The sequence below is a fragment of the Streptomyces sp. H51 genome (genome assembly GCF_035656535.1).
GTDB lineage: Bacteria > Actinomycetota > Actinomycetes > Streptomycetales > Streptomycetaceae > Streptomyces.
Genome location: NZ_JAYMHD010000070.1, coordinates 77219 through 101358 on the forward strand (window position 1 = coordinate 77219; position 24140 = coordinate 101358).

The following is a 24140-nucleotide window of genomic DNA, read 5'->3' on the forward strand; positions in this document are numbered from 1 at the left end:
CGCCCGGCGGCCGGCCCGTGGACCACCCGCTCGGCGACGAGGCCGCCCTGCTTCGGGGGCCCAGGGCCTGTCGCGGAAGTCGGGTCGCCCGCGGGAGTACGGGGTCCTGCGGCGTTCGCCGCCTGCTCTCGGGCGTACCGGGGGCAGGCTCTCGCACCGGGCGTGCCCGGGCCGGTGCGAGGTGCGGCGAGTGGGAGCAGCCCGGTGGCGGGCGGTGGCGGACGATGTACTCGCCATGCGTGCGAGCCGCCGACGCCGCCCCCGTGCTGCCGCGGTGAGGAGGGGTGGTCACTCCGCCGATCGCGAGGCGAGCGATTCGATCAGTCCGGCGACCGCGGCCGGCATGACGCGCACCGCGTCGTGGGGGCCGGCCAGTTCGTAGTAGTCCCAGTCCGGAGAGTTGCGGGCACGCAGCGCGTACGGCTCGACGATGCCCAGCGGCCGGGCGTTGCAGTAGACGAACGATCGACGCGCCCTCGACTCGGCCGGGGCCCGCACCGGTTCCTCCATGGTGCCGATGGGGTGCGCGGTCAGCCGTTCGGCGACCGCGGCGGCCCGGGGGCCGGTCCATCCGGTGGTGTCCTCCACGGAGAACATCGGCGGGATCAGCAGGGGGGAACCGGAAGCCGCGGCGGCCGCCCGGGCGCTCTCCACGAAGTCGGGCCCCAGGAGGTCGCCCACCGACTGGCCCGTCTCCGGCACGAAGGCGTCCAGGTACACCAACTCGGCCACCCGCTCGCCCCGTTCGGCCGCTGCGCCGGTGATGACCATCCCTCCGTAGGAGTGGCCGACCAGGACGATGTCGTGCAGATCGTGCTCATCGATGACGCGGACGACGTCCGCCACGTGCGCCGACATGTCGGTGTGCTCGGACGCCTCGCCCGCCCGCTCGGCCAGGCCGGTCAGGGTCGGCGTGTGGACGTCGGCGCCCGCGGCGCGCAGTCGCGCGGCCACGTCTTCCCAGTGCCAGCCACCGTGCCAGCCACCGTGTACGAGGACGCAGGGTCTGAGTGTCATTGACAGTCTCCCGAGATCAGCGAGTCAGGCATCAGGCCAGGGCTCGAGGGAAGAGCGCCGCCTGCCGGTGAGCGACAGGACGCCGTGTAAACTCGGCTCACTGTCACTGGAACACCGTTCGTCTGTCAATATCAGTGCACCAGAAGCACGGGCGGCGCTCAGCCGGGAACCCGGGGGAGTGGTTGCCCCGCAGGGCGTACGGCCGCACCCCGCCACCCGGCTGCCGGGGCCGTCGCACCACCGGTCGGCAGCGGCCCCCTCACGTCACCACCCGTGCCGACTGCGGGAACCGCCACGGCAACCGCGGCCGAGACGCTCGAACGGTGCGGGAACCGGCGGGTCGACGCCCGCACGGTCTCCGTACTCCTCCACCCCTGGAAAGGACGCCATGACCACCCCGAACCACCCTGGGACGCGCGAGTCCCTGCTCGACCAGGACCAGCGCTTCTTCGACGCCCTGGTCGCAGGCGACGTCACCGTGCTCGACGAACTGCTCACGGACGACTTCCTCCTGGTGAGCCTCAGCGACGGAGCGATAGCGACGAAGTTCGACCTGCTCAGCCTGGTGAGGTCGGGAGCCGTCACGTTCCCGGCCGTCCAGCCCTTTCCCGCCGAGGCCGTCGTGCGCTTCATCGGCGACATCGGCATCACCGTCGGAAGGACGAGCATGAACTTCACCAACGCCGACGGCACCACCTTCACCGCCGGCAGCCGCTACACCCACGTGTTCGCCTTCGACCCGGCTGCGGGCTGGCGCCTCCATTCCGCGCAGGGGACACAGATACCGACTGGAGTCTGACGCGCTCCGGCCCCGTCCGGCGACGCCGTGAGTCGATCACATCGCTTGCGCTTGCGAGGTGCGTGAGCACAATCGGCGCGTGCAGATCCTGTCGTTCCCGGAAGCAGCCACTCCCACCGACTTGCGTGTCCAGGTGAGAGAGATCCAAGAGCAGGCATGGCCGTCCGAGCCTGTGCCGGACGTTCCTGTTGACACCCCCAGCCACGATCCTGCACTGCGGCCGTTGTCGATGCTGCTCGTGGACGGGGGAACCGTCCTGGCCGCGCTGGACATCCTGTCCAAGGAGATCGTCCACGCCGGACGTCGCTTTTCGGCTGGTGGGCTGAGCACCGTGGTGACGAGGAAGGAAGCACGTGGCCGTGGGTACGGCCGGCAACTGGTGACAGCGGCCCGGGAGAAGATGATCACCCTGAGCCTGGACCTGGGCCTGTTCACGTGTGATCGCCCGCTTCAGGCGTTCTACGAGAGTGCGGGCTGGCCTGTGCTTCCGGGAGCCGTACTCGTCGGAGGGACACCGCGGGCTCCGTTCCCCAGTGACCGGCCCGGTTTCGACAAGGTCACCATGGCGGACTTCTTCTCGCCCGGGGGCCGGCAGGCCCGGGCGTCGTTCCGTCATTCCCGTATCGAGCTGTATCCGGGGGAGATCGACAAGCTCTGGTGACAGCCGTCGACCGGTGGGCGGCCGGCGAGCCGGGGCACCGGTGAACGGCCCGGACCCGCCGGCAGACGCGCGACAGGCGTTGCGGCGGCGCTTCTCCTGGGTCCGGGCCAGGCGGAAGCCGTCGGTGCCGGTCCCGACACGCCCCTCACCACGACCGCTGCTTCAAGCCCCGGGGATGTCCGGGGAACGGTGCCGTCCATCCGCGGCCCCGTCTCGGTCTCCGTCCACCGCGACGACGCCGGCCATGAGACGAAGGTGACGCTGCCGCCGAACTCCCGGGCCGTGATCGAGGTGGGAATCGGAAACGGTGACCCCGACGCGTATCAGATCGATGCCACGCCCTCCGGGGGCAGCGGGACCATGAACGTGACAGCGGCGAGCGATCCCTCAGGGACCGTGCTGCGCATCGGACCGGTCGGCTCGGGCGCAGCGCACTCGTTCCGTAGCTGTCGACGTTCCACGGAACGGCGACGGAGCGTGGCGCCGCGCCCCAGGGGCGGGGTACGGGCAAGCCTGAGCGGGCTGTTGCGCACTCGCAGGGGGTCTGCGCAGACGGATAAACAGTGGAGCCCGGGCCGGGACGGATGACAAGGTGACGCCCATGCCGTCGCCCGTGGTCGAACAACTGCTCCGTGAACTGCACGCGTCACTGACACTGCGCAAACGCCCGGAGGATGTGGCCCGGCTCGTCCAGGACCTGCACACCGCGCAGGGCACCGCCCTCGACACGGCGACCGAGGGGGCACTCGCCAAGGCTGCCGAGCACTCGCTGCGCAACCTCTGGCACGGCTACACCTCCATGCTGGAGGAGTTCGCGTGTCCCGTCGGCGCGCAACGCCAACTCGCCCGAGCGGCGGACCTGTTCACGTGCGTGCCGGAACTGCCGGGCAGTGCCGGCGACGATCCCGCCGAGATCGAGGCGGTGATCCGGCGCGCGGGGGAGGAGATCGGCCGGTCGTACGGGCAGAACGACTTCGGCTGGGACCGCCTCAACCGGGCCGAACGCACGGCGGCGGGCCTCGACGCCGTCTCGAAGCGCCAGTACAACAAACGCTTCCGGCTGCTGCGCCGGATGGAAGCCAAGCTGGCCCGGCTCGTCCACGAGCAACAGCGGCGCGAAGTGACGATGACCGGCAAGGGCGCGCTCGCTCACGCCCTGCCGTACGAGCTGTTCGCCGCCGACGCGGACTCGGCAGCCTTCATCGCATACATGACGGCGCGCGGCTACATGCGCAGCGTCTTCACCAACGGCCGGCAACGCCGGGTCTACGACGAGGTCGCAGAGGCCCTGTTCCAGCGCCTGCGGGATGCTCCCGAGCGGACCTGCTGGCACGCGGTCGCGTATGTGCACCCGACGGCCGAAGTGCTGGCCCACGTGTCCGACCAGCACCTCACACAACTGCTGGTCCGATGGAACCGTTTCCTGCGCCAGGTCGCCGACCTGCTGGAAGACGCCTGGAACCGGCATCCGCTGGAACGCCACACGATGATCGTGCGCCGCGGCGACGACTCGTCGACGTGGAACCAGGCCGCGCAGGCATGGAACACGGCCCGGGCACACTGGTTCGCGCTGCTCGAGGAACTGGGCCGACACGAGATCCTGGATCGTGTCTGCCCCGGCAAGGTCCCCCGCCTCATGGCTGCCGACGTCGCCCACTGGCACCGCATGAGCGGCGGCGGACTGCACCCGGACACCTACGTGTGGGCGGAGCTTCCGCTGCCCTGGGAAGTCCTCCGGGGCGAGAAGGAATGCCCACGTTCACTCGTCGAAGCAGTCTGCGCCCGGCACCGGGTGGACCCGGTGGCCGGAGCCTGGACCGCCCCCAGGCCGACAGCCGAAGCCGTCCCTTTCCGGCGCACGCCCGAGTTGGTGCACGGAGTCGCCGTGGCGGACCCTCTCATGGCCGGCGCGCTTCGGTCGGCAGGGGTCTTTTCCGGCAAGGACAAGCGCGCCGCTGCCCAGGAGTGGCTGTGACCGAAGGCGAGGAACTCGCCGAGCCGGGCCCGCAAATCAGTTGACCCGCGCCACATCGCCAGCAATGATCACAACGGCGACGAGGAAGCTCTGCGGAGGAGCGCCCGGCTCGCATCCCGGGTGGACGCAGGTTCGAATCCTGCCCTCGTCGCCTCTTTTCTTCCGCGGCGGGAGTATCACCGGCCCGCCCGGGCGTGCGCTCCGCGGCGGCGCGACGGACCTCACGGTGATGTGTCGGGGATTACAGAACGCCGGTATCGAGGGGCCGGTGTGCCGGGTGCTAGGGTGAGCTTGATCGATCTTGATCACAGGATTGTTACTTCCTGAGGCTGTCGTCGTCACCGCTTCGTGCGGTGCCACGCTCGGCATCTGTTTGAGGGAAGGCAAGGCCTGGGTGACGCCGCTGGCGTGACCTGGGCCTTTTTTGTTGCCCGAATCCTGGGGTGAGAGGTCGTGGACCGAAGCAGGACGGCGAGAAAACAGGGATGCAGGGACGCATCATGACTACACCCGTTGCCGGGGCCGGCGCACTGGCGGAGGAGATCCTCCGCGGTGTGGGCGGACCGGAGAATGTCGAGAGCCTGACGCACTGCGCGACGCGACTGCGTTTCCAGCTTCATGACGGCACGAAGGCCGACCGGGCCGCCCTCGACGCCCTCGACGGCGTGATGGGCACCGTGCCGCAGTCCGGCGACCGCCTCCAGATCGTGATCGGCGGAGCCGTCGCCGGCGTCTACGCGAACATCGTGAACCTGCCCGCGATGAGCAAGGCCGGCGCGCGCCCGCAGTCGGACGCGGAAGTGAAGGCCGCCATCCGCGCGAAGGGCCGTGGCCGGTTCGCGTGGCTGGACAACTTCTTCGAGTACCTGTCGGACTCGTTCCGCCCGCTGCTGGGCGTGCTGCTGGGCGCTTCCCTGATCATCGCGATCGCCTCCGTGCTGGACGCGGTGGGCGCGGTCGACTTCCGGGCTGCGGACAAGTCCGCGAGCTGGGTGTTCGTGGACGCGATGTGGCGGTCGGTGCTGTACTTCCTGCCCATCATGGTCGCCTACAACGCGGCGAAGAAGCTGAAGATCGACCCATGGGTGGGCGCGACGGTGATGGCCGCCGTGATGACGCCGAACTTCACGGGCATGATCGGCTCGAAGGTCCCGGGCGTCACCACCACCACCAACAAGACGCTGGGGACCAGCGAGTCCGTGGCGCACGTGTTCGGGCTGCCGATGCAGCTCAACGACTACGGCGGCCAGGTGTTCGTGCCGCTGCTGATGGTCGCCCTGCTCGCGCTGGTCTACAAGCGTCTGCAGCGGATCTTCCCGGAGAACCTGCAACTGGTGTTCGTGCCGTTCTTCAGCATGCTGATCATGATCCCGGTGACCGCGTTCCTCATCGGCCCGCTGGGCGTCTGGGCCGGCAACGGCATCGGCTCGGGCCTGGCCTGGCTGAACGGCAACGCCCCGATCGTCTTCGCGATCATCATCCCGCTGCTGTACCCGTTCCTGGTGCCGCTGGGCCTGCACTGGCCGCTGAACGCGCTCATGCTGCAGAACATCAACACCATCGGCTACGACTTCATCCAGGGCCCGATGGGCGCATGGAACTTCGCCTGCTTCGGCGCGACCGCCGGTGTGCTGCTGCTCTCCATCCGCCACCGTGAGCCGACGATGCGGCAGACCGCGGTCGGCGCGCTGGCCGCGGGCCTGTTCGGCGGCATCTCCGAGCCCTCCCTCTACGGCATCCACCTGCGCTTCAAGCGGATCTACCCCCGCATGCTGGTCGGCTGCGCCGTCGGCGGTGTGATCGTGGGCGTGCTGGGCGGCGTGGACACCAAGGTGTTCGCCTTCACCTCCCTGCTGACCATCCCGGTGTTCTCCCCGGCGGCCGTCTACCTCATCGCGATCAGCGCGGCCTTCGTCACCGCCATGGTCCTCGTCTACGTCTCCGACTACCGCACCCCCGAGGAGCGCGCCCAGGCCAACGCCGAGCGCGACGCGGCCGAGGCAGCCGCCCGCGCGGAGACCGCGGCTGCCGCCACCGACGGTGAGGCGGCGGCCGACGAGCGCGAACTCGTCACCATCGGCGCCACCGCCCCGGCTGCTGCGGCCGGCTCTGCGGCCGGCTCCGCGCCCGCGGTCGCCGCTGCCGCCGGCGCTGTCGACGGCTCGGACGCGGGGCAGGGCATCGACGTTGCGGCGCCGGTCGCGGGCCGTGTCGTCGGCCTCGACGAGGTCGGGGATCCGGTCTTCGCCTCCCGCGCGCTCGGCGAGGGCGTGGGCATCGAGCCGGCCGACGGCCGCATCGTCGCCCCCGCCGACGGCGAGCTGGTCACCGTCGCCGCCACCGGCCACGCCTTCGGCATCCGCACCGCGGACGGCATCGAGATCCTCATCCACATCGGCATCGACACCGTCCAGATGAACGGGGAAGGATTCGACGTCCGCGTCGAGCCAGGCCAGATGGTCACCGTCGGCGACCTCCTCGCCGAGGTCGACCTGGACGCCGTACGCGCCGCCGAGCACCCGACCGTCACCCTCATGACCATCCTCAACACCGCGGGCCTCGCCTCCGTCGAGCCCCACACCGGGCACGACGTCACCCCCGGCACCCCTGTGGTGACCGTGCGGCGCTGACACCCGCCACCCGTCCGGCGCGTGCACCCGTCACCACATGTGACGGGTGCACGCGCCGCGCAGTCTTGTGCAGGATGGGTGGCCGGACAGGAGGACGGGCACGGACAGAAAGGAGGGCCGGCGGTGAAGGCGCTGCGGGTCCTGAACAACAACGTGGTCCTCGCGCGCGAGGAGAACGGCCAGGAGGTGATCCTCACCGGGCGCGCCATCGGCTTCAGCTCCCGCCCGGGCAAACGCGTGGACCCCGCGCTGATCGAGCGCGTCTTCGTCCCCGCCGACGGCCGTGACCCCGACCACTTGGCCGAGGCCCTCGCCCTCATCAGCCAGGACGTCCTGCAGGCCGTCGTGAGCGCCCTCGGCGAGACCGGCATCGAGAAGCCCGACTCCACCCGGCCCACCCTCGCCATCGCGCTCGCCGACCATGTCGCCGGAGCCCTGGACCGCGCCGCCCGCGGCATCACCGTCGACTACCCGCTGCGTGCCGAGGTCCAGACCCTGTACGCCACCGAGTACGCCCAGGCCCGGGTCCTGCTGCAGGCCATCAACAAGCACATCCGCCCGGGACTGGAGGCATCCGAGGCGACCGCCCTCGCCCTGCACCTGGTCAACGCCGGCTTCGTCTCCGGCGACCTGTCCTTCACCTACACGATGACCGGGGTCATCCAGCAGATGCTCGCCGTCGTACGGGAACGCTACGGACTGGACGTCTCCCACGACTCCATGAGCGCTGCCCGCTTCATCACCCACGTCCGCTACCTCTTCGTCCGCATCCAGCAGCACCGCCAGCTCAAGGGCCAGGAAGTCGCCCTCGGCGAAGGCATCCGCCGGCACTACCCAGTCGCCACCCACACCGCCCAGCAACTCGCCACCGTCGTCGAGCTGCGCCTGGGGGAACGCCTGACCGAGGACGAGGTCTCCTACCTGGCCCTCCACATCGCCCGCATGACCATGGACGCCGACGGCACCGCCGCGTGAAGACCGCAGGCCGAGGGGCGGGCGCGCCGGTCCCACGCGCCCGCCCCCTTCCCGGGAGCGCGCCGGTCAGCTGAGTCGACGTTCGAGGCCGTGACCGCGGAACCCGACTGCGTCAGCCTGGTGCTCCAGGCGGTCGTCACCTTCTGGGCGCCGGGCCAGGTCCAGCCGACCTGCCAACCGCTGCTGGTGGAGGTGCCGGTGTCGGTGACCGTCACCTCGGCGGTGACGCCACCGGACCAGTAGTTGACCAGCCTGTTGGTGACGGCGCAGCCGGAGCCCGAACCGCTCCCCGAGCCCTGGGTGGTCGCCGAGACGCTGCCCGAGGCGGCCGATGTGCCTCCCGAGCCGTCGTGGGGTCCTGACCGTGTAGGTGTACGAGGTCGAGGCGGACAGGCCGCTGTCGGCGAAGGACGTGCCGGCGGTGCTGCCCACCTGCCGCCCGTCGCGGTGGACGTCGTAACCGGCGGCACCGGACGAGGCGCTCCAGGACAGCGAGACGCTGCTGCTGGTGGCGCCGGTCACCGTGAGGTTCGCCGGCGCCTCCGGCGACCCGCTGCCGCTTCCGCCGGCGCGCCTGGGGCGGAGGACCTGCTCCCAGCGACCGATGAACCGCCCGGCACCGTGGGAGGCTTGCGCCGAGAATGATGTCGGGAGCGGGCCGCCGGTCGGGTACCCGGTATCCGATTGTCAGTGGTCCCCCCTAACGTTCTCCCCATCGTCGCACTGGCGCCGGGATCACCCCGGTGAACTGTGCTTTCTTCGTGATGTCTTGGTCCGAAGGTGGGGGCTCGTGGGTTGGCTGTCGGCGGGTGACGGGTATGAGGTCGCCCTGGTGGAGGGACGGGTGGCGGCGCGCGCCACGAAGGGGAGGGCGGCCGGACGGCAGCTCAAGTCCCTGCCGCGCGCGCTGAAGGACCACCCGGAGGTGGACCGGCTGCGACGGTTCGCCGAATGGCTGGACCGGCACGCCGCGTCGTGCGTGGCGCAGGTCGACGCCTGGATGGTGTCGTCCCTGCCGGTGCCCACCGGCCTGCTGGCCCGGGTGTGGCCGGACGAGGCCTGGCAGTCGGCGCTGCGCGACCTGGTGGTGATCGGCGACGACCCGGACGAGGCCGGATTCCTGCGCGGGGTGACCGACTCCGGTGAGCTGAAGGTGGTCGACCTGGACGGGGAGACCGTCCGGCTGTCCGCGTCCACGGTCACCCTGCCGCATCCGGTCACCCTCCCCGACCTCGACGACCTCCGCGAGTTCGCGGCCGAACTGGGCATCGTCCAGCGCGTCGAACAGATCCACCGAGCCGTCTGGCGCCGGCCCGCCGGCCTCGACCCGAAGGCCACCCAGGTGGGGGACTTCTCCGGCGGCTCCTACCGTTCCCGGTTCGCCCTGGCCGCCCGCGCCACGTCGCTCGGCTACCGCGTCTGCGGCGGCTACGCCACCGCCCGGGTCCGGGACGCGGGCTCCACGGTCGAGGCGTCCGTGTGGATCGGAGAACCCTACTGGGAGGACGCGGTGTCCACCGGCACCCTGACCTGGCGTGACGGGGACGGCCGTGCCCTGCCGCTGCCCGAGGTGGGCCCGGTGGCGTGGTCGGAGGGGATGCGGATGGCCGCGGCGCTGTACGCCGGCCGTGTGATCGAGGAAGGCAAGAGCGCGTGAGCGGGGGAACGCAGATGGAGCACGAGGAGGCACTCACGGCGGGCGCGGTGCTCCCGCCGGACACGCGGGGCGCCGGAGAGCGGGCCGTGCCGCTGACCGCGCGGACGTACCGTCACCCCGGACTCGACGACCGGGTGGTGGTACGGCTGGTGGCCGGTGAACTGGGCGCCGCGGAAGACCTCGCCGCCGAATACCTCGGCCTCGAACAGGACAGGGAACCGGTCGTCGTGGGACTGGGGCTGCGCCAGTCGCTGGGCTTCCCCGAGTGGGTGCTGGTGCACCACCCGGAGGACGGACACCACGCCCTCGCCGTCGTACCCGACCTCGAGCGCGCGGCCCGCCAGGCCCGGTCGCGCCCCAAGGCGGCCCTGGACGCCTGCCTGCAACTGGGCGAGCAGCTCGCGGCATCCGTACCGCACTTCCTGCCGGTCTTCTACGAACAGGTCGGACGCGTCTTCCTCGCCGAGGAGAACAGCTCCTACGCGGCGCAGATGTTCACGCGGGCCCGCAAGGCGGAGGCGCAGCACGGACTGCCCGTCGACGAGGAGCGACTGGACGCCGTGTTCCTGGAGTTCGCGCTGGCCGGCGCGCTCCCGGTGACGGTGCTCACCGCCTACGCCAAGGAACTCGCCGCCCGGCTCCCGGCCGACGAGGCGCTGCACCGCTTCACCCGCCTGTGCCTGCGCCGGACCGCGGGCGGCATGCCGCCCTCCACCCAGATGGCCAAGAGCCTGCGCAAGCTGGCCCTCGCCGCCGGCCGGGACGCCGGCCAGGTCGAACAGGACTACCTGTCCGAACTGCTCGGCCTCGAAGCCACCATGTGGGCCACGGCCGGCTGGTGGCGGGAACACCGCGCGGCCCTGGCGGCCCTCGCCACCCGCGACCCGCGGGTCCGCGGCACCCTGCTGAACCTGCTGCCGGTCAGGCGCGACAGCGAACTGTCCGAGATCTGGCTGCGACTGCTGGACGATTCCGGGGCCACGGCCGGCCTGTGGGACACATCGCTGCCCGAGGACCAGCGGCCCGACGACGGCACCGCGGGCTGGGTGGAACGCTTCCTGGCCTTCCACCAGGAGAGGACGCACTGGCGAGGCCCCGGCCGCCTGCCCGCGCTGCACGCCCTGGTGGAACGGATCGCCGACCCGCTGCGCGCACAACTCCTCGCCGACGGCAAGGAACTGACGGTCGGCCACGACATCGACCTGATCGACCTGCTGCTGTCCCTGGACATCCCCGTCGCCGCCCCCGACGAGAAGACGAGCCTGCCGCTGTCGCAGTGGTCCCTGGGGGACGGGCAGCGGGACCTGCTGGCGCTGTCGGCCGACTCCCGGTTCCACGCGGCGTTCCACCGCGGCGCCGACCGCCTCGGGAACAACGAGGACGGAGTCCGCACGTGCCGCCTGCTCGCCGCGTCGCCCGGCGGCCGCCCCCTGCTCACCGAATGGGTCCGCTCGGTCGCCCGGAACTTCACCGCCGTCGGCCTGCCCCAACTGCCCGACGCGCTCAACCGGCTCAAATGGCTTCCGGCCGTGGCGCTGGCACTGGCCGAGGAGGACGTGCGCGCCGCCGTCACCACCGACCTGGCGCCCGTCGTCGTACGCACCCTGCGGGCCGGCCTCTTCGACGAACTCGGCTGGCCCGCCTGGGAGGAGGCGACCGCCGCCCTCGTGCCCAAGGCGAACGTCGAGGACATCCTGGTGGCGGACGCCTGGCCGCAGCTCGTCGTCGCCGGCTCCGCACAGGCCCGCGTCATCGGCCCCGGCGGCACCCTCCTCACCCACGACCTGCGCATCCCGGCGAACGACGCGCTCGGCGACCCTGGCTTCCACCTCGTCGACGGCGAAGTCCTCGTCTACTGGCACACCCGACGGGACGGCCTGCGCGGCTACTGGCACACCCGCGCCGACCACGTCCACGACCTCCAGGGACCCGAGCGGATCCGCAGCACCGAGATGGACTGGTACCGCGGCACCCTGCCGCACACCCTGCCCCTGCCCGGCGGTGGCCGGACCACCGGCACCGGCGTCCTGCACGCCGGGGACACCACCGTGCCCGAGGACCGGCCGCTCCTCTTCGACGGATCCTCGCACTGGGTGTGGCACGCAGGCTCCGACGACCCGCAGACGCACGGCTGGTACGAGTACGACCCGGCCACGGGCGGCCTCGGACGCATGAGCCGGCCCGCCTTCCTCGCCGACGCGCTGCGCGACGCCCCGGAGGGCAGCACCTTCCTCACCGGCCGGCTGCTGCCCGCGCCGACGACCGACCCCGGCCCCGCCTGCGCACCCGTCGGCGGCCTCGTCGGCCTGCGCGTCGTGGAGCTGCCCGGCGGCGCCCTGCGCGCCGAGGACCTCGCCGGACACAGCATCACCCTGCCCGCCGGCACCGGCGCGCCCTCCGCCCTCGTCGTCTTCCCCGGCGACGACCGGGCGCGGGCCGTCGTCCGCAACAACTGGCAGCTCGAGATCGTCGACCCCGACGGTGTCGTCACCTCCGTCGCCAAGACCGACCGCACCCCCGGCGTCTTCGGCGAAGGCACGCTGCTGCTGCCGCCGGTCCAGTACTGGGAGAGCTGCACCCCCCGCGACCCGGTCGCCTCCAAGGCACTGCGGAACATCGACCGGGACACGGCCGCCGCCCTGCTGACGGCCGCCGCCCAGGACGACACCGAGGCCCTGCCCAAGGCCGTCGGCGCCCTGCTGCCCGTCAGCCACCCGGCGCTGGTCGCGGGCATCGCGGGGGTCGTGCGGTACGCCGCCGGCCAGCAGGCCGTCCTCGATGCCGCGGCCCAGCGCCTCGCCCACGCCCTCGAAGACGGCCCCGGGACGGACGACGGCCCGGCCGGCCCCTCCGACACCGCCCTCCGCGAGGCCATGAACGGGCTGGGCGTGCGCCCCGGCTACTGGTGGAACCAGCGCGAAGGCTCGGACACCGTCTTCCGCGCCCTGCGGACCCTCACCCGGGCCGCGGGCCTCACCGGCGCCCCCGTCCCCGAGGAGCGCACCAGGAGCCTCCACCTGGACGGTGCCGAGATCGACGTGGCGGACCCCCAGCTGGGCACGCTCCTGGCCCGCAGCGCCGCACTGGCCTACCGCACGGCGTCCGCCGTCACCGGCGAGGAGCACCGCGACGTCCTGCGCGCCCTGCTGACCGGGCTCGACACGCTCGGCCTGACCGCGCCCGACGCGTCCGCGCGCTGGCGCAAGGTCACCGTGCGCCTGCCCAGCGGACCGCTGCGCACCCCGTCGGGCCTGTGGCGCGACGGCGCCTGGAACGGCCTGCTGCCGCTGGGCGGCGGCGCCTTCCTCGCCCTGCTGGGAGACCGACGGCTGGACGACGCCGACTGCACCTTCGACGGCTTCTTCCACGACCCCACGGGACGCTTCGAGGCCCCCCAGCCCTACACCCTCGTCTCCTGCCTCCCGCCGGGCGACGACGCCGACCCCGGCCGCATCCGCGGGCTCCTCGCGGAACTGGCCGTCCGCGGACCCGCGCCCTGGTTCCCCGAGGCCGCCGCCGAGTTCGCCCGGCTCACCGGCGTCACCGACACGGCGGCCCGGCTGATCGTGGCCGGCCTGCCCCAGGTCGATGCCCACCAGCGGACGTTCCTCACCGCCGACACACGGGCCCTCATCGGCGTCAAGGCCGCTCCGGCCGCCGTGGCCAAGGACGAACTCGGCACGCTCGACGCCGGCGTACGGACCGCGGTGGTCGGGGCGCTGCTGCCCGCCGACCCCGCGCGGCTGTGGACCGACGGCCCCGACGTGCGGGCCGCCGCCGACGTCTGGATCAAGGCGGTCGGCCGGCGCACCGCCCTGCCCGAAGACGTCCTCGGTGACGCCGTCCGCTCCCTCAGGCACACCCGGTGGGACGTACGGCAGGCCCTGCCCGCCCTGCTGGACCCGGCCGGAGACCCCCGCCTCGGCCACGACCTCGAATGGGCGGTCAAGGGCGACCGGGTACGGCCCGTCGGCGACGCGCCCGGATTCACCGAGCAGACCCTCGTCGGCTCCGTGGACGTCCTCGCCTGGCTCGCCCACCGGCTGCCCGCGGGCGACCCGCTCCGCGCCGCACTGCCGCCCGCGCTCACCGCCCTCCGCGAGCGGGTGGCCCACCCCGGCCTGGTGCTCGACCTCGGCCGGTACATCAGCCTCCCCGACTTCCGCAAGACCGCGGGCACCCCCACCGAGACGGGCGAGAACTTCGTCCGCTACGGCGCGGTGATCCTGCCCACGCACGACGACCAGCCCGCCCCCGGACTGCGGGTCGCGCTGCTCGACGCGGCCGGCCAGGACCCGTACCTGCCCGCGATCCGGGTCGACGGCCAGCGGCCCTACGCGGCCGAGGTGGCCCTGAGCCTGGTGCGCGACCCGCGTTTCGCCGCCCTCCTCGCCGACCCGGGCGAACCGATCGCGGGGGAGCGCGGCAAGAACGGCACCTGGTGGCCGCAGGACCCCTCCCGCTCGGTGCCGGACCTGGTGACCGAGGCGGCCGGGGAGTACGGCATCGGCGAGGACGCCGCCGCCCTCTACCTGATGCTGCTCGCCCTGCCCGACCCGACCGACCGGATGACGGCGCGCTGGACGGGCTGGAAACCGGCCCGCCTGAAGGCGGCACGCACCGAACTCGCCGCCACCGACCTGGTGATCGGCGCGGACCGGGCCCGCGCGGGCCGCTCGCTGTTCCTGCCCGGCGGCTGGGTGGAGCAGTCGGCCCCGCGCCTCCCCCTGGAACGGTGGAAGCTGCCGCTGTACGACGCGGTGAACGGCGAGCACACCCCCTTCGCCGCCCTCGTGCCGACCCAGCCGGCCGCGGACCTGTTCCGCCGGGCCTGGCAGCGGGTCCGGGAAGGCGACGCGCCCCGCTTCGAGGAACTGAAGGTACGGCGCAGCCGCGGACGCCGCCGCTGAACCCGCCCGGCCGGTGAGCGGGGTGTCGGGCACCCCCGCATCCCCGCTCACCGCCTCCGGCCGCGCGCCGGCCGGCCTCACCGGACCCGGCCGCCTGCCGGTCGGCCGCACCGCGCGACGCGCCGAGTGCCTCCCGGGCACCGACCCCGCCGGGCGCTGCCCGGCGACACCCTGCTCACGCTTCTCACGCACGCCCACCTAGGACACCCATGACGCACACCGACACGGCGCCGACCCTCCCGGCCCGGCAGACACTGCCCGCCGAGGAACGCCACGCCACCGAACTCGCCTTCCTCGCCGCCCACGACGAGGGCCCCCGCCCGCCCGGCTGGCGGCTCACCCCCCGCTCCGTGGTCACGTTCGTCTGCGGCAGCGCCGACCAGCCCCTCACCCTGCCCAAGCCCCACGCCACCCTGCCCGACAAGCTGGTCATCACCCCCAAGTTCATCGGGGAACGGGCCCTGGTCGAGCGGTGCGTCGTCACCCTCGCCGGCGAGCGCGGCCTGCTCCTGGTCGGCGAACCCGGCACCGCCAAGTCGATGCTCTCCGAACTGCTGTCGGCCGCCGTCAGCGGCACCAGCGCGCTGACCGTGCAGGGCACCGCCGGCACCACCGAGGACGCCCTGCGCTACGGCTGGAACTACGCCCTGCTCCTCGCCCAGGGCCCGACCCCGCAGGCCCTGGTCGACTCGCCGGTGCTGGCGGCGATGCGCGCGGGCCGGGTCGCGCGCGTCGAGGAGATCACCCGCTGTCTGCCCGAGGTACAGGACGCCCTGGTGTCGATCCTGTCCGACCGCCGGATGAGCGTCCCCGAGCTGTCCGGCACGGACGACGCCCAGGTCGCCGCCGCCCCCGGCTTCACCGTCATCGCCACCGCCAACCTGCGCGACCGTGGCGTGTCGGAGATGTCCGCCGCGCTCAAGCGCCGCTTCAACTTCGAGACCGTGCACCCCATCGGGGACGTGGAGGCCGAGACGGCGCTCGTCCGGCGACAGGCCACCGCCGCCGTCGAACGGGCCGGCGCCGCATTCGGCGTCGACGACGCGGTCCTCGACGTCCTGGTCACCGCCTTCCGCGACCTGCGGGCCGGCCGGTCCGCGGAGGGCTGGGACGTGGAGCGGCCCAGCACGGTGATGTCCACCGCCGAAGCCGTGCAGGTCGCCGTCTCGCTCGGCGTGGCCACCGCCTACCTGCCCGGCGGCGACGCCCTCGACCTCGTCCCCGGCCACCTCCTCGGCGTGGTCCGCAAGGACGACCCGGCCGACCACGCGCGACTGCTGGGCTACTGGGACGGCCCGGTGCGCCGCCGCGCCGAGGACGGGTCGGCGCTGTGGCGCCGCCTGTGGGACCTGCGGGAGAACCTGCGGTGACGACTGCCCTGGAACCGAGGGCGGCCGTCGCCGCCCTCGCCGATCACACCGAGCCCTACCTGCTCGGCGTCCGCCACCACAGCCCGGCCCTGGCCGCCGCGGTGCCCGCCCTGCTGGACGCCTGCCGCGCCGAGGTCGTGTGCGTGGAACTGCCCGCCGAGTTCCAGCCGTGGCTGGCGCACCTGGCCGCCCCGGGGACCGTCGCGCCCGTCGCGCTGGCCGGGACCGGCGCGGGCGGACGGCTCGGGTTCTACCCGTTCGCCGACTTCTCGCCCGAACTCGCCGCCGTGCGCTGGGCCCGGGAGCACGGCGCCGACGTGGTCTGCTGCGACCTGCCGATGTCCGACCCGCGCTGGCAGACCGAGGCGGCCCCGTCGGCGGGCGACACCCGCACCGCGGTCGCCGAGGCGGGACCCGGACCCGGACCCGCCCCCTTCGCGGACGCCCTCGCCGCCGCCGGCACCGGCCGCGACGGCGACGACCTGTGGGACCGCTGCGTGGAGGTCCTCGCCCCCGGCTGCACGCCGGAGGCGATCCGCCGGGCCGCCCTCGGAGTCGGCTGGGCGCTGCGCCGCGACGCCGAGTCGGCCGGCGTCGTCGCCGGGGCCGACCTGGCCCGGGAAGCCCACATGCGCGAGACCATCGCCCGTGCGGGGGAGGGCGGACGCCGGGTCGCGGCCGTCGTGGGCGCCTTCCACGCCCCGGCACTGACCGGCCCGGACACCGCCGGGTCGGCCGCCGCGGACACGGCGGGGCCGACGGCCGCAGAGGTCACCGGCTCGACGGCCGCGGACACCGCGGGCCCGACCGCCACGGACATCCCCGCGCCGGCAGCCACGGACATCCCCGCGCCGGCAGCCGCGGGCACCACCGGGCCGACGGCCACGGGGGTCCCCGCGCCGACCGCTCCGCGGGTTCCCGCGCCGGACACCACCGGTCGGAGCACCGCCGGCCGGCCGGCTGACGTCGGCGAGGGGCCGGCGGTCGTCACCTCCCTCGTCCCGTACGCCTTCGACCTGCTGGACTCCCGCTCCGGATACCCGGCCGGAATCCGCGACCCGCGCTGGCAGCAGGCCGTGTTCACCGCCGCGGGCGACCCCGCGGAACTGCGCCGGGCCGCGGCACGCGCCATCACCGACGTGTGCCGGGAACTGCGTGCGGCCGGGCACACCGCGGGCACCGGCGAGGCCGCGGAGACCCTGCGGGTCGCCTGCGACCTGGCCGCGCTGCGCGGCCTCGCCGCCCCCGGACGCGGCGAGATCCTGGAAGCGCTCACCGCCGTCATGGGCCAGGGGGAACCCCTCGGCCGCGGCCGGGCCCTCGCACGGGCCCTGGAGACCGTCCTGGTCGGCACCGACCGCGGCCGGACCGCGCCGGGCACCCCCCGCTCCGGTCTCGGCCCCTCCGTGGAGGCGGAACTCGCCGCCCTCCGGCTGCCCCACCCCGACGACCCGGCCCCCCGCGAGATACGCCTCGACCCGCTCCGCTCCGCCCTCGACGGCCGCCGCGAGATCCTGCTCCAGCGCCTCGCCGTGTGCGCGGCCGGATACGGCGAGCCCGTGCGCGTGACAGGCACCGGCGACGGCACCGCCCTGACCACGCGCTGGCAGCTGTCCTGGTCCCCGTCCGTCCCGGTACGGCTGGACCTGGCCGGCACCCGGGGGGTGACCGCCGCCCTGGCCGCCGAAGGCACCCTGCGCGAGACGTTCCGCAAGGAGGCGGCGGACGGCGGACCCACCTGTGCCCTGGTCCTCGCCGGCCTGGAGGCGGCCGCCCGGTGCGACCTGCCCGCCCTGCTCGCCGAGCGCCTGACGGACGCCGCCGAGGTGCTCCCCGCCACCGCCACCCTCCCTGAACTGCTCACCGCGCTCGACCTGCTGGAAGCACTGCGGCGCGAGCACCTCCCCGGCACCACCCCCCAGGCCCGCCGGACCGCCGCCCAGCTGGCCACGGAACTGCTGGACGCGGCGGTACGGGCGCTGCCCGGACTCGCGGGCAGTGACGATCCGCAGGACGCCGCCGCCCTGGTGGCACTGTCCGCACGGGCCGGCGAACACCGCCTGGGGCTGCGCATGGACGACGCCCTGCGAACCCTCGCCCGCGACGGTTCGCCCCTCGTCCAGGGCGCCGCCCTGGCCTCCCGGGCCCTGCTCGACCTGGACCCCGTCGCCGACCTCGGCGCCCGCGCCGCCGGATGGACCGACACGGCCACCACGCCCGACGGACGCCGTGCGCTGGCCCGTCGCCTCACCGGGCTGCTGAGCGGCGCCGCACCACTGCTCCAGTCGGCGCCCAGCGCTCTCGACCCGCTCCTCGAACGCATCGACACGCTGTCCGACCAGGAATTCCTGGACCGGCTGCCGGCCCTGCGCGGCGGCTTCGACACCCTCACGCCCGCCGGCCGCGACCGGCTGCTGCACACGGTGACCGAACGCCTCGGCCACCGCGTCGACCTGTCGCTGAACGCCCCGCCCCACCTGCTCGCCCTGTGGACGGCCGCGGACACCACGGGCCGCACCGCGCTCACCGCCCTGGGCCTCCCGCTCGGCACGGAGCGGCCGGCGCACCCCGCCACCGAGGAGACGCACCCCGTCACCGAGGAGACGCACCCCGCCACCGAGGAGACGCATCCCGTCACCCCGCCCGCCCCGGAACACCCCGCACCCCGGCCCGGACCCGCGCCGCGGGCCGCCCGCGAGCTCCCGCCCACCGACCGCTGGCGACTCCTGCTCGGCCGGGAGACCGACAGACTGCCGCAGCACGCCCGCCGGTACGCCCACGCCCTGGACGAGCTGTACGGCGCGGGCCGCGGCGAAGGCTCCGCGGACCTCGCCCGGGGCGACGGCCAGGGTCGGGGCGGCGGCCAGGAGGCGTCCTTCCCCACCGCCAGGGAGTGGGCCGAGGAACTGCAGGCACTGTTCGGCACGGAAATCCGCGAGGAGGTCCTGGCCCGCGCCGCCGACCAGGGCCGTACCGACGTACTGACGGAGCTGGACCCGGACGCGGTCCGTCCCTCGATCGACCTGCTGACCTCCGTGCTGTCCCTCGCCGGCGGACTGCCCGAACACCACCTCGCCCGGCTGCGCCCGCTGGTGCGCCGCCTGGTGGACGAACTGGCCAGGGAACTGGCCACCCGGATGCGGCCCGCGCTGACCGGACTGGCCACCCCGCGCCCCACCCGCCGCCCCGGCGGCCGCCTCGACCTGCCGCGCACCCTGCGCGCCAACCTGGCCCACACCCGCCGCACCTCCGACGGCCGCACACTGGTCGTCCCGCAGCGACCCGTGTTCTCCACCCGCTCCCGCACGGAGGCGGACTGGCGCCTGATCCTGGTGGTCGACGTGTCCGCGTCGATGGAGGCGTCCGTCGTGTGGTCGGCGCTGACCGCGGCCGTCCTGGGCGGCGTACCCACCCTGTCGACGCACTTCCTGGCATTCTCCACCCAGGTGATCGACTTCACCGACCGGGTCGACGACCCGCTGTCGCTGCTGCTGGAGGTCCGGGTCGGCGGCGGCACCCACATCGCCGCCGGACTGGCCCACGCCCGGACACTCGTGACCGTCCCCAGCCGGACCCTCGTGGTCGTGGTCAGCGACTTCGAGGAGGGCGCCCCGCTGGGCGGACTCCTGGGCGAGGTACGGTCCCTGGCCGGCTCCGGGGTGCATCTGCTGGGCTGCGCCGCCCTGGACGACACCGGCGCGCCCCGCTACTCGGTGCCCGTCGCCCGGCAACTCGTCGCGGCCGGGATGCCCGTGGCCGCCCTCAGTCCCCAAGCCCTCGCCCGCTGGGTGGGCGACCGTCTGCGCGGAGAGAGCCGATGAACCCCGAACTGCCCCCGGCGGCGCCCGACGTGGTGGCGGCGGCCGTGGAGGTGCTGACCGCCCGGCTGCGCAAGAGGCTGGACGCCGCCGTGGAGACGTACACCGCCGCGCCGGTCGTCGACGACGGCACCGCGCGCAGGGTCCGCTGCGGCGAGGACGCCGAGGTCGTTCTCGTGCCCGGCCCGTCGGGCGCGGTCACCGAAGCGGCGCAGGTGACGTGCACCTGCCTGCTGGCGCCGCGCTGTCTGCATCGCGCGGCCGTGCTCGGCGCGTGCCCGGTGGCCGACACCACGGCCCCGTCCGAACCGGCCGAAGCGACGGCCGACACCACGGCCCCGTCCGAACCGGCCGAAGCGACGGCGGACACCGCACCGGAACCCGCCGGCCCGGCGTCGGCGGCCCGGACCCCCGGACCCGTCGGCCCGGCGGCCGACGCGGCACCGGGACCCGCCGGTCCGGTGGCGGCCCCGGCACCCGCGAGCACGCCGCCCACCGCCGCCCAGGTGGCCGCCGCGCGCGGGCTCTGGTCGGCGGCCGCGGCCGTCCTCACGGGCGGGGTGCCGGCGACGGGAGCGGTGCCGCAGGCGGAACTGCTGCGCGCCGCGCACACCGCGCGACTCGCCGGTCTGCACCGTGCCGAAGCGGCGGCCCTGCGGGTGGTGCGCCAGGTGCGCGGCGCCCGTGCCCGCCACGAGGGCCACCGCCTGGCGGACCTGGTCGCCGGCCTGCGCGAGGTGCTCCTCATCACGCACCGGCTGACGGCGCAGGACCCCGACCCCGCCCTGATCGGCACCGCCCGCCGTGCTTACCGTCCGGGCGGCGGCCTCCGCGTCCACGGCGTGTGCCGCGAACCGGTCGTCACCGCCACCGGCTACGGCGGGGTCGTCACCCATCTCGTCGGGGAGGACGGGCAGTGGTTCTCCGTCGCCGACGTCAAACCCGGCGGAGCGGCCCGGGCCCGGGGCGCCGGCACCGCCACTGTCGCCCTCGGCTCGCACACCCTCGACCACGCGGGACTCGCCCGCGGCGGTCTGCTGGTCTCCGGGGCGACACTCTCCCCGGACGGCCGTCTGGGAGCGGGCAAGGGGGTACGCGCGACCCCGCTGACCGGACGGCCCTGGACCGACGGCCCGCTGGCCGCCCTGTTCGCCCGCCCCCTGGACGAGGCGGTCGCCGAGCGTCTGAGCGCACCGGCCGACGCCGACCCGGAACAGGAGGGCGCGACGAACCGTGCACTGATCGGCTGCGACCTGGTCCTGACCGGCGCCGCGGGCGACCGGATCTTCGCGCGGGAACTGCGCCCCGGCGGTGCGGACGGCCTGCTGGTCCGGCTCACCCCGGCCAGCAGCCACCCCGGCCTGGCCCACACGGCGAACTTCCGCCGTCTCGCGTCCCGCCCCGGCCTCCGTCTGCGCGTCATCGGCCGGCTGGACCCCGACCGCGCCGCCACCATCCGCCCGCTCGCCGTCGCACCGGTGCCCGGCACCGAGGCGACCCTCCGGCTGCCCGCCGACCTCAGCGGCCACGCCGACCTCGGCTACGACCGTCTGGAGGCCGCCCACTTCCCGCCCGCCGAAACCCTCGACCAGCCCCCCGGATCCACCGACGTCCCCCCGGACCCCCTGGCCGAAGCACCGCTGTGGCGGCTGCGCCGGCTGGTGGAGATCGCCGTCTCGGGAGGCCGCAGGACCGTCGCCGAAGCGCCGGGCGACGGCGTCACGGCACGGCTGCGCCGCAGCGGCTTCGCGACGGCGGCCGACCTCGCGGCGCAGCTGACCGGCGAGGCCGCCCGCCGCTCCCGCGACGCGTTCGGCCGCCTGGAGGACACCGACCCGGACGCGTACGCCCGGGCATGGCTGGCGGCGGCCGTCTACCTGACCGGTACCGAACGGGCGTTGGTCCAGGCCACCTGGCACCTGCCGTCCACCGCCTGACCGCGAGCCGGGCCCCACGGACGAGCGGGCCGCGAGCCGACCGGTCAGCGGCCCCCGGAAACCCGACGCGATCGGCACACTCGCGCCTTCCGCGGCGGGGGCCGGCCCGCTTCCCCGCCGCCAGCCGCACTCGCGCAGGGCCGGAGGCTGGGCCCGCCCGGCGGGGCCGTCGTCTCATCGGACGCGCGGCAGGTCCAGTTCCGCCCATACGGCCTTGCCGGTGTCGGTCCACCGTACGCCCCAGCGTGTGGTGAGTTTGTGGACCACCAGCAGGCCGCGTCCCTCCTCGTCGAGTACGTCGCCGCGGCGCAGACGCGGCCGGCTGTTGCCGGTGTCGCCGACCTCGCAGGTCAGGCGACGCCCCGCTCGCACCAGTCGCAGGGTGACGGGTCCGGCGCCGAAGAGGACGGCGTTGGTGACCAGTTCGCTGATCACCAGACCGGCGTCGTCCCGGGTCCGGTCGCCGGTGCGCCACCGCCGCAGCAGGGAAGCGGCCAGGGCGCGGGCGCGCGCGGGGGTGTCGTCGCGCGCGGGCAACTGCCAGGTCGCGGTGTCCCGGCTGTGGCGGCCGGTCATCCGGGCGAGCAGCAGGGTCACGTCGTCGCGCAGGCGCCCCTGCGGGGCCAGACCGGCGACGACGCGGCGCGCCGCCTGCTGCAGATCGTCCCACGGGTGCACCTCACGCACCACGTCCTTGAGGCGGCTGATGCCGTCGTCGATGGAGGCCACCGGATCCTCGACCAGACCGTCGGTGTAGAGGGCGAGAAGCGAGCCGGGCGGCGCGGTGAACTCGTGCACGTCGAACGGCTCCCGCACGGCGAACTCGGCTCCCAGGCCCGGGTGAGGTTGCGCCGTGACGGTTGCGGCGGACCCGTCGGGACGGACCAGGACGGGCGGCAGGTGTCCGGCGTTGGACATCACCACCCGGTGGTCGACCGGATCGTAGACCGCGATGCAGCACGTCGAGCCCAGCGCGCTGTAGCCGGCCGCCAGGCCCGCGTCCGTGTCGTCCAGGAGCGTGACCGTCTCGTCGAGACGCTCCAGCACCTCCCCGGGGCCCAGCCCCGCCGACAACAGCGCGCGGGCCTCCATGCTCAGCTGGCCCATGGCCGCCGCGGCCCCCAGGCCATGCCCGATGACGTCGCCGACCACCAGCGCGGTACGGTCACCGGGCAGCGGAAAGCTGTTCACCCAGTCACCGCCGACGCCCGCGCTGTCGGGGGTGGTGGGCTGGTAGACGGTGGCCACCTCGATGGTGTCGCTGCTGGTACGCGGCAGCAGCCGGCGCTGCAACGCCAGGACCTGTGCGTGCTCACGCTGATGCCGGCGGGCCAGGTCCACGTGACGGGCGGTCTTGGCCACGAGTTCCTGCCGGTCGAACAGTTCGCTGTCGCGGAAGGGGCGCTCCTGCCGCCGCCACACTTCCGTCACGCCCAGCACGACGGGCCCTGACGTGCCTTCCGGCCCTTCGACGACCAACGGTATGCATGCCACGTTCGCCCGCAGGCCGCCGGGCACCAGAGCGCGCACCAACCGCGGATCGCCGAGGGCCCGCGCGATCGCCTCACCGTCGGTGAGGACGACGGCCTGCGGCGCGTCGTCGCGCATGACCGCGCCGACCAGCAGACGGCTCGCACCGCGGGGCAGGTTGTCCCCGCACGTCACATATCCCTCGGGCCAGGCCCGGTCCGGCGCCAGGGCCGCCCGGCGCAGCCGGATGCGATCGTGCGCCTGTTCGGTGACGGCCTCGCCCGTCCACACGGCGAAATCGAAGTCGACGGCGGCCACGTCTCCCCAGGCCAGCAGGGACTGGGCCAGGGAACGGGCGGTCTCGCCGATGTCCAGTGAGGTCCCGATCGCGGCCGCCGACGCGTACAGGTGCAGCCGCTTGGCCATGGCGATCAGGGAGACCGTCAGACCTCCCTGCGGCGCCGCGGCCGGCAGGATGCTCATCGAGACCACCAGCTCCGTCCCGTCGTCCCGGCGCAGGCGCTGGACCCGGGCGACGTGCGCCTCCTGCGTCTCGAGGACGTTCCGCAGCCGTTGCGTGACCGTCGGCACGTCCTCCGGGGGCAGCAGTTCGGCGAAGGCGGTCCCGGCCGCGACCCTCACCCCGGCGAACGGAGCAGCGGTCAGGTTGAAACTGGTGATCCTCAGGTTCGGGTTGAGATCGACCACCCCGAGGATCTGTTCCTGGCCTCCGGCCTCCGCGCCGTCACCCGCGGGCCGACGGGCACGGGGATCGCTCTGCGGAACGGCAGTACCCGGGGCCTCGGCGGTTCCGGCCCGGCGGATGTAATCCGCCAGCGCACCGCTGACCCTGTCGAACGGCGGCCCGGACGACGAGGAAGGGGTGGGATCCATGCGGGCTCACTCACCTCGCTGCCTCCG

Annotated in this window: 13 protein-coding genes, 1 tRNA gene and 1 pseudogene; 11 read left to right on the forward strand and 4 right to left on the reverse strand. The window is 74.1% G+C overall.

Annotated elements, in window-relative coordinates:
- Positions 1-288: 288 nt before the first annotated feature.
- Complete coding sequence (locus VKA29_RS25695) at positions 289-1017, reverse strand: alpha/beta hydrolase (RefSeq protein WP_324788351.1); 729 nt, start codon at positions 1015-1017, stop codon at positions 289-291.
- Between the two features lie 388 nt (positions 1018-1405).
- On the opposite strand from VKA29_RS25695, the gene VKA29_RS25700 reads away from it, so the two are divergent.
- The 6 genes from VKA29_RS25700 to VKA29_RS25725 all read left to right on the forward strand — a co-directional run bounded on the left by VKA29_RS25700 (position 1406) and on the right by VKA29_RS25725 (position 8057).
- Positions 1406-1816: a nuclear transport factor 2 family protein gene (locus VKA29_RS25700; RefSeq protein WP_324788352.1), complete on the forward strand. Its 411-nt coding sequence runs from the start codon at positions 1406-1408 to the stop codon at positions 1814-1816.
- 79 nt (positions 1817-1895) lie between these two features.
- A complete protein-coding gene (locus VKA29_RS25705) occupies positions 1896-2477 on the forward strand; it encodes a GNAT family N-acetyltransferase (protein ID WP_324788353.1) in 582 nt (193 codons plus the stop codon).
- 601 nt (positions 2478-3078) lie between these two features.
- Positions 3079-4452, forward strand: coding sequence for a hypothetical protein (locus VKA29_RS25710; protein ID WP_324788355.1), 1374 nt, complete (start codon positions 3079-3081; stop codon positions 4450-4452).
- A 78-nt stretch (positions 4453-4530) separates the two neighbouring features.
- Positions 4531-4603: transfer RNA gene (locus VKA29_RS25715), tRNA-Ala, on the forward strand.
- Positions 4604-4952: 349 nt separating this feature from the next.
- Positions 4953-7082, forward strand: a complete 2130-nt coding sequence (locus VKA29_RS25720; RefSeq protein ID WP_324788356.1) for a glucose PTS transporter subunit IIA — start codon at positions 4953-4955, stop codon at positions 7080-7082.
- 123 nt (positions 7083-7205) lie between these two features.
- Positions 7206-8057: a PRD domain-containing protein gene (locus VKA29_RS25725; RefSeq protein ID WP_324788357.1), complete on the forward strand. Its 852-nt coding sequence runs from the start codon at positions 7206-7208 to the stop codon at positions 8055-8057.
- On the opposite strand, the gene VKA29_RS37055 is transcribed toward VKA29_RS25725, so the two are convergent.
- Both VKA29_RS37055 and VKA29_RS37060 read right to left on the reverse strand, forming a co-directional pair.
- On the reverse strand, positions 8000-8272 hold the full coding sequence (locus tag VKA29_RS37055) for a cellulose binding domain-containing protein (protein ID WP_420718563.1): 273 nt from the start codon (positions 8270-8272) through the stop codon (positions 8000-8002). The genes VKA29_RS25725 and VKA29_RS37055 overlap by 58 nt on opposite strands.
- A gap of 199 nt (positions 8273-8471) precedes the next feature.
- Positions 8472-8579: pseudogene (locus VKA29_RS37060) on the reverse strand (hypothetical protein); the annotation flags it as partial.
- Between the two features lie 268 nt (positions 8580-8847).
- Here VKA29_RS37060 and VKA29_RS25735 point away from each other — a divergent pair.
- The 5 genes from VKA29_RS25735 to VKA29_RS25755 all read left to right on the forward strand — a co-directional run bounded on the left by VKA29_RS25735 (position 8848) and on the right by VKA29_RS25755 (position 21749).
- Positions 8848-9714, forward strand: a complete 867-nt coding sequence (locus VKA29_RS25735; RefSeq protein WP_324788359.1) for a DUF4132 domain-containing protein — start codon at positions 8848-8850, stop codon at positions 9712-9714.
- A 14-nt stretch (positions 9715-9728) separates the two neighbouring features.
- Positions 9729-14624: a DNA-binding protein gene (locus VKA29_RS25740; protein WP_324788405.1), complete on the forward strand. Its 4896-nt coding sequence runs from the start codon at positions 9729-9731 to the stop codon at positions 14622-14624.
- Positions 14625-14833: 209 nt separating this feature from the next.
- Positions 14834-15994, forward strand: coding sequence for an AAA family ATPase (locus tag VKA29_RS25745; protein WP_324788360.1), 1161 nt, complete (start codon positions 14834-14836; stop codon positions 15992-15994).
- Positions 15991-19815, forward strand: coding sequence for a vWA domain-containing protein (locus tag VKA29_RS25750; protein WP_324788361.1), 3825 nt, complete (start codon positions 15991-15993; stop codon positions 19813-19815). The genes VKA29_RS25745 and VKA29_RS25750 overlap by 4 nt, the downstream gene beginning before the upstream one ends.
- Entirely contained in the window at positions 19812-21749 is a 1938-nt protein-coding gene (locus VKA29_RS25755; RefSeq protein WP_324788362.1) for a hypothetical protein, read from the forward strand. Before VKA29_RS25750 ends, VKA29_RS25755 begins: the two co-directional genes overlap by 4 nt.
- Positions 21750-21923: 174 nt before the next feature.
- Here the strand turns inward: VKA29_RS25755 and VKA29_RS25760 are convergent, their stop codons facing one another.
- Positions 21924-24113 carry a SpoIIE family protein phosphatase gene (locus tag VKA29_RS25760; protein ID WP_324788363.1) on the reverse strand — a complete coding sequence of 730 codons (2190 nt, stop codon included), beginning with the start codon at positions 24111-24113 and terminating at the stop codon, positions 21924-21926.
- Between the last annotated feature and the right edge of the window lie 27 nt (positions 24114-24140).

Excerpts from the sequence above, each read along its gene's own strand:
- VKA29_RS25695 (WP_324788351.1), bottom strand. The coding sequence starts at position 1,017 with ATGACACTCAGACCCTGCGTCCTCGTACACGGTGGCTGGCACGGTGGC.
- VKA29_RS25700 (WP_324788352.1), top strand. The coding sequence starts at position 1,406 with ATGACCACCCCGAACCACCCTGGGACGCGCGAGTCCCTGCTCGACCAG.
- VKA29_RS25710 (WP_324788355.1), top strand. The coding sequence starts at position 3,079 with ATGCCGTCGCCCGTGGTCGAACAACTGCTCCGTGAACTGCACGCGTCA.
- VKA29_RS25720 (WP_324788356.1), top strand. The coding sequence starts at position 4,953 with ATGACTACACCCGTTGCCGGGGCCGGCGCACTGGCGGAGGAGATCCTC.
- VKA29_RS25740 (WP_324788405.1), top strand. The coding sequence starts at position 9,729 with ATGGAGCACGAGGAGGCACTCACGGCGGGCGCGGTGCTCCCGCCGGAC.
- VKA29_RS25745 (WP_324788360.1), top strand. The coding sequence starts at position 14,834 with ATGACGCACACCGACACGGCGCCGACCCTCCCGGCCCGGCAGACACTG.
- VKA29_RS25755 (WP_324788362.1), top strand. The coding sequence starts at position 19,812 with ATGAACCCCGAACTGCCCCCGGCGGCGCCCGACGTGGTGGCGGCGGCC.
- VKA29_RS25760 (WP_324788363.1), bottom strand. The coding sequence starts at position 24,113 with ATGGATCCCACCCCTTCCTCGTCGTCCGGGCCGCCGTTCGACAGGGTC.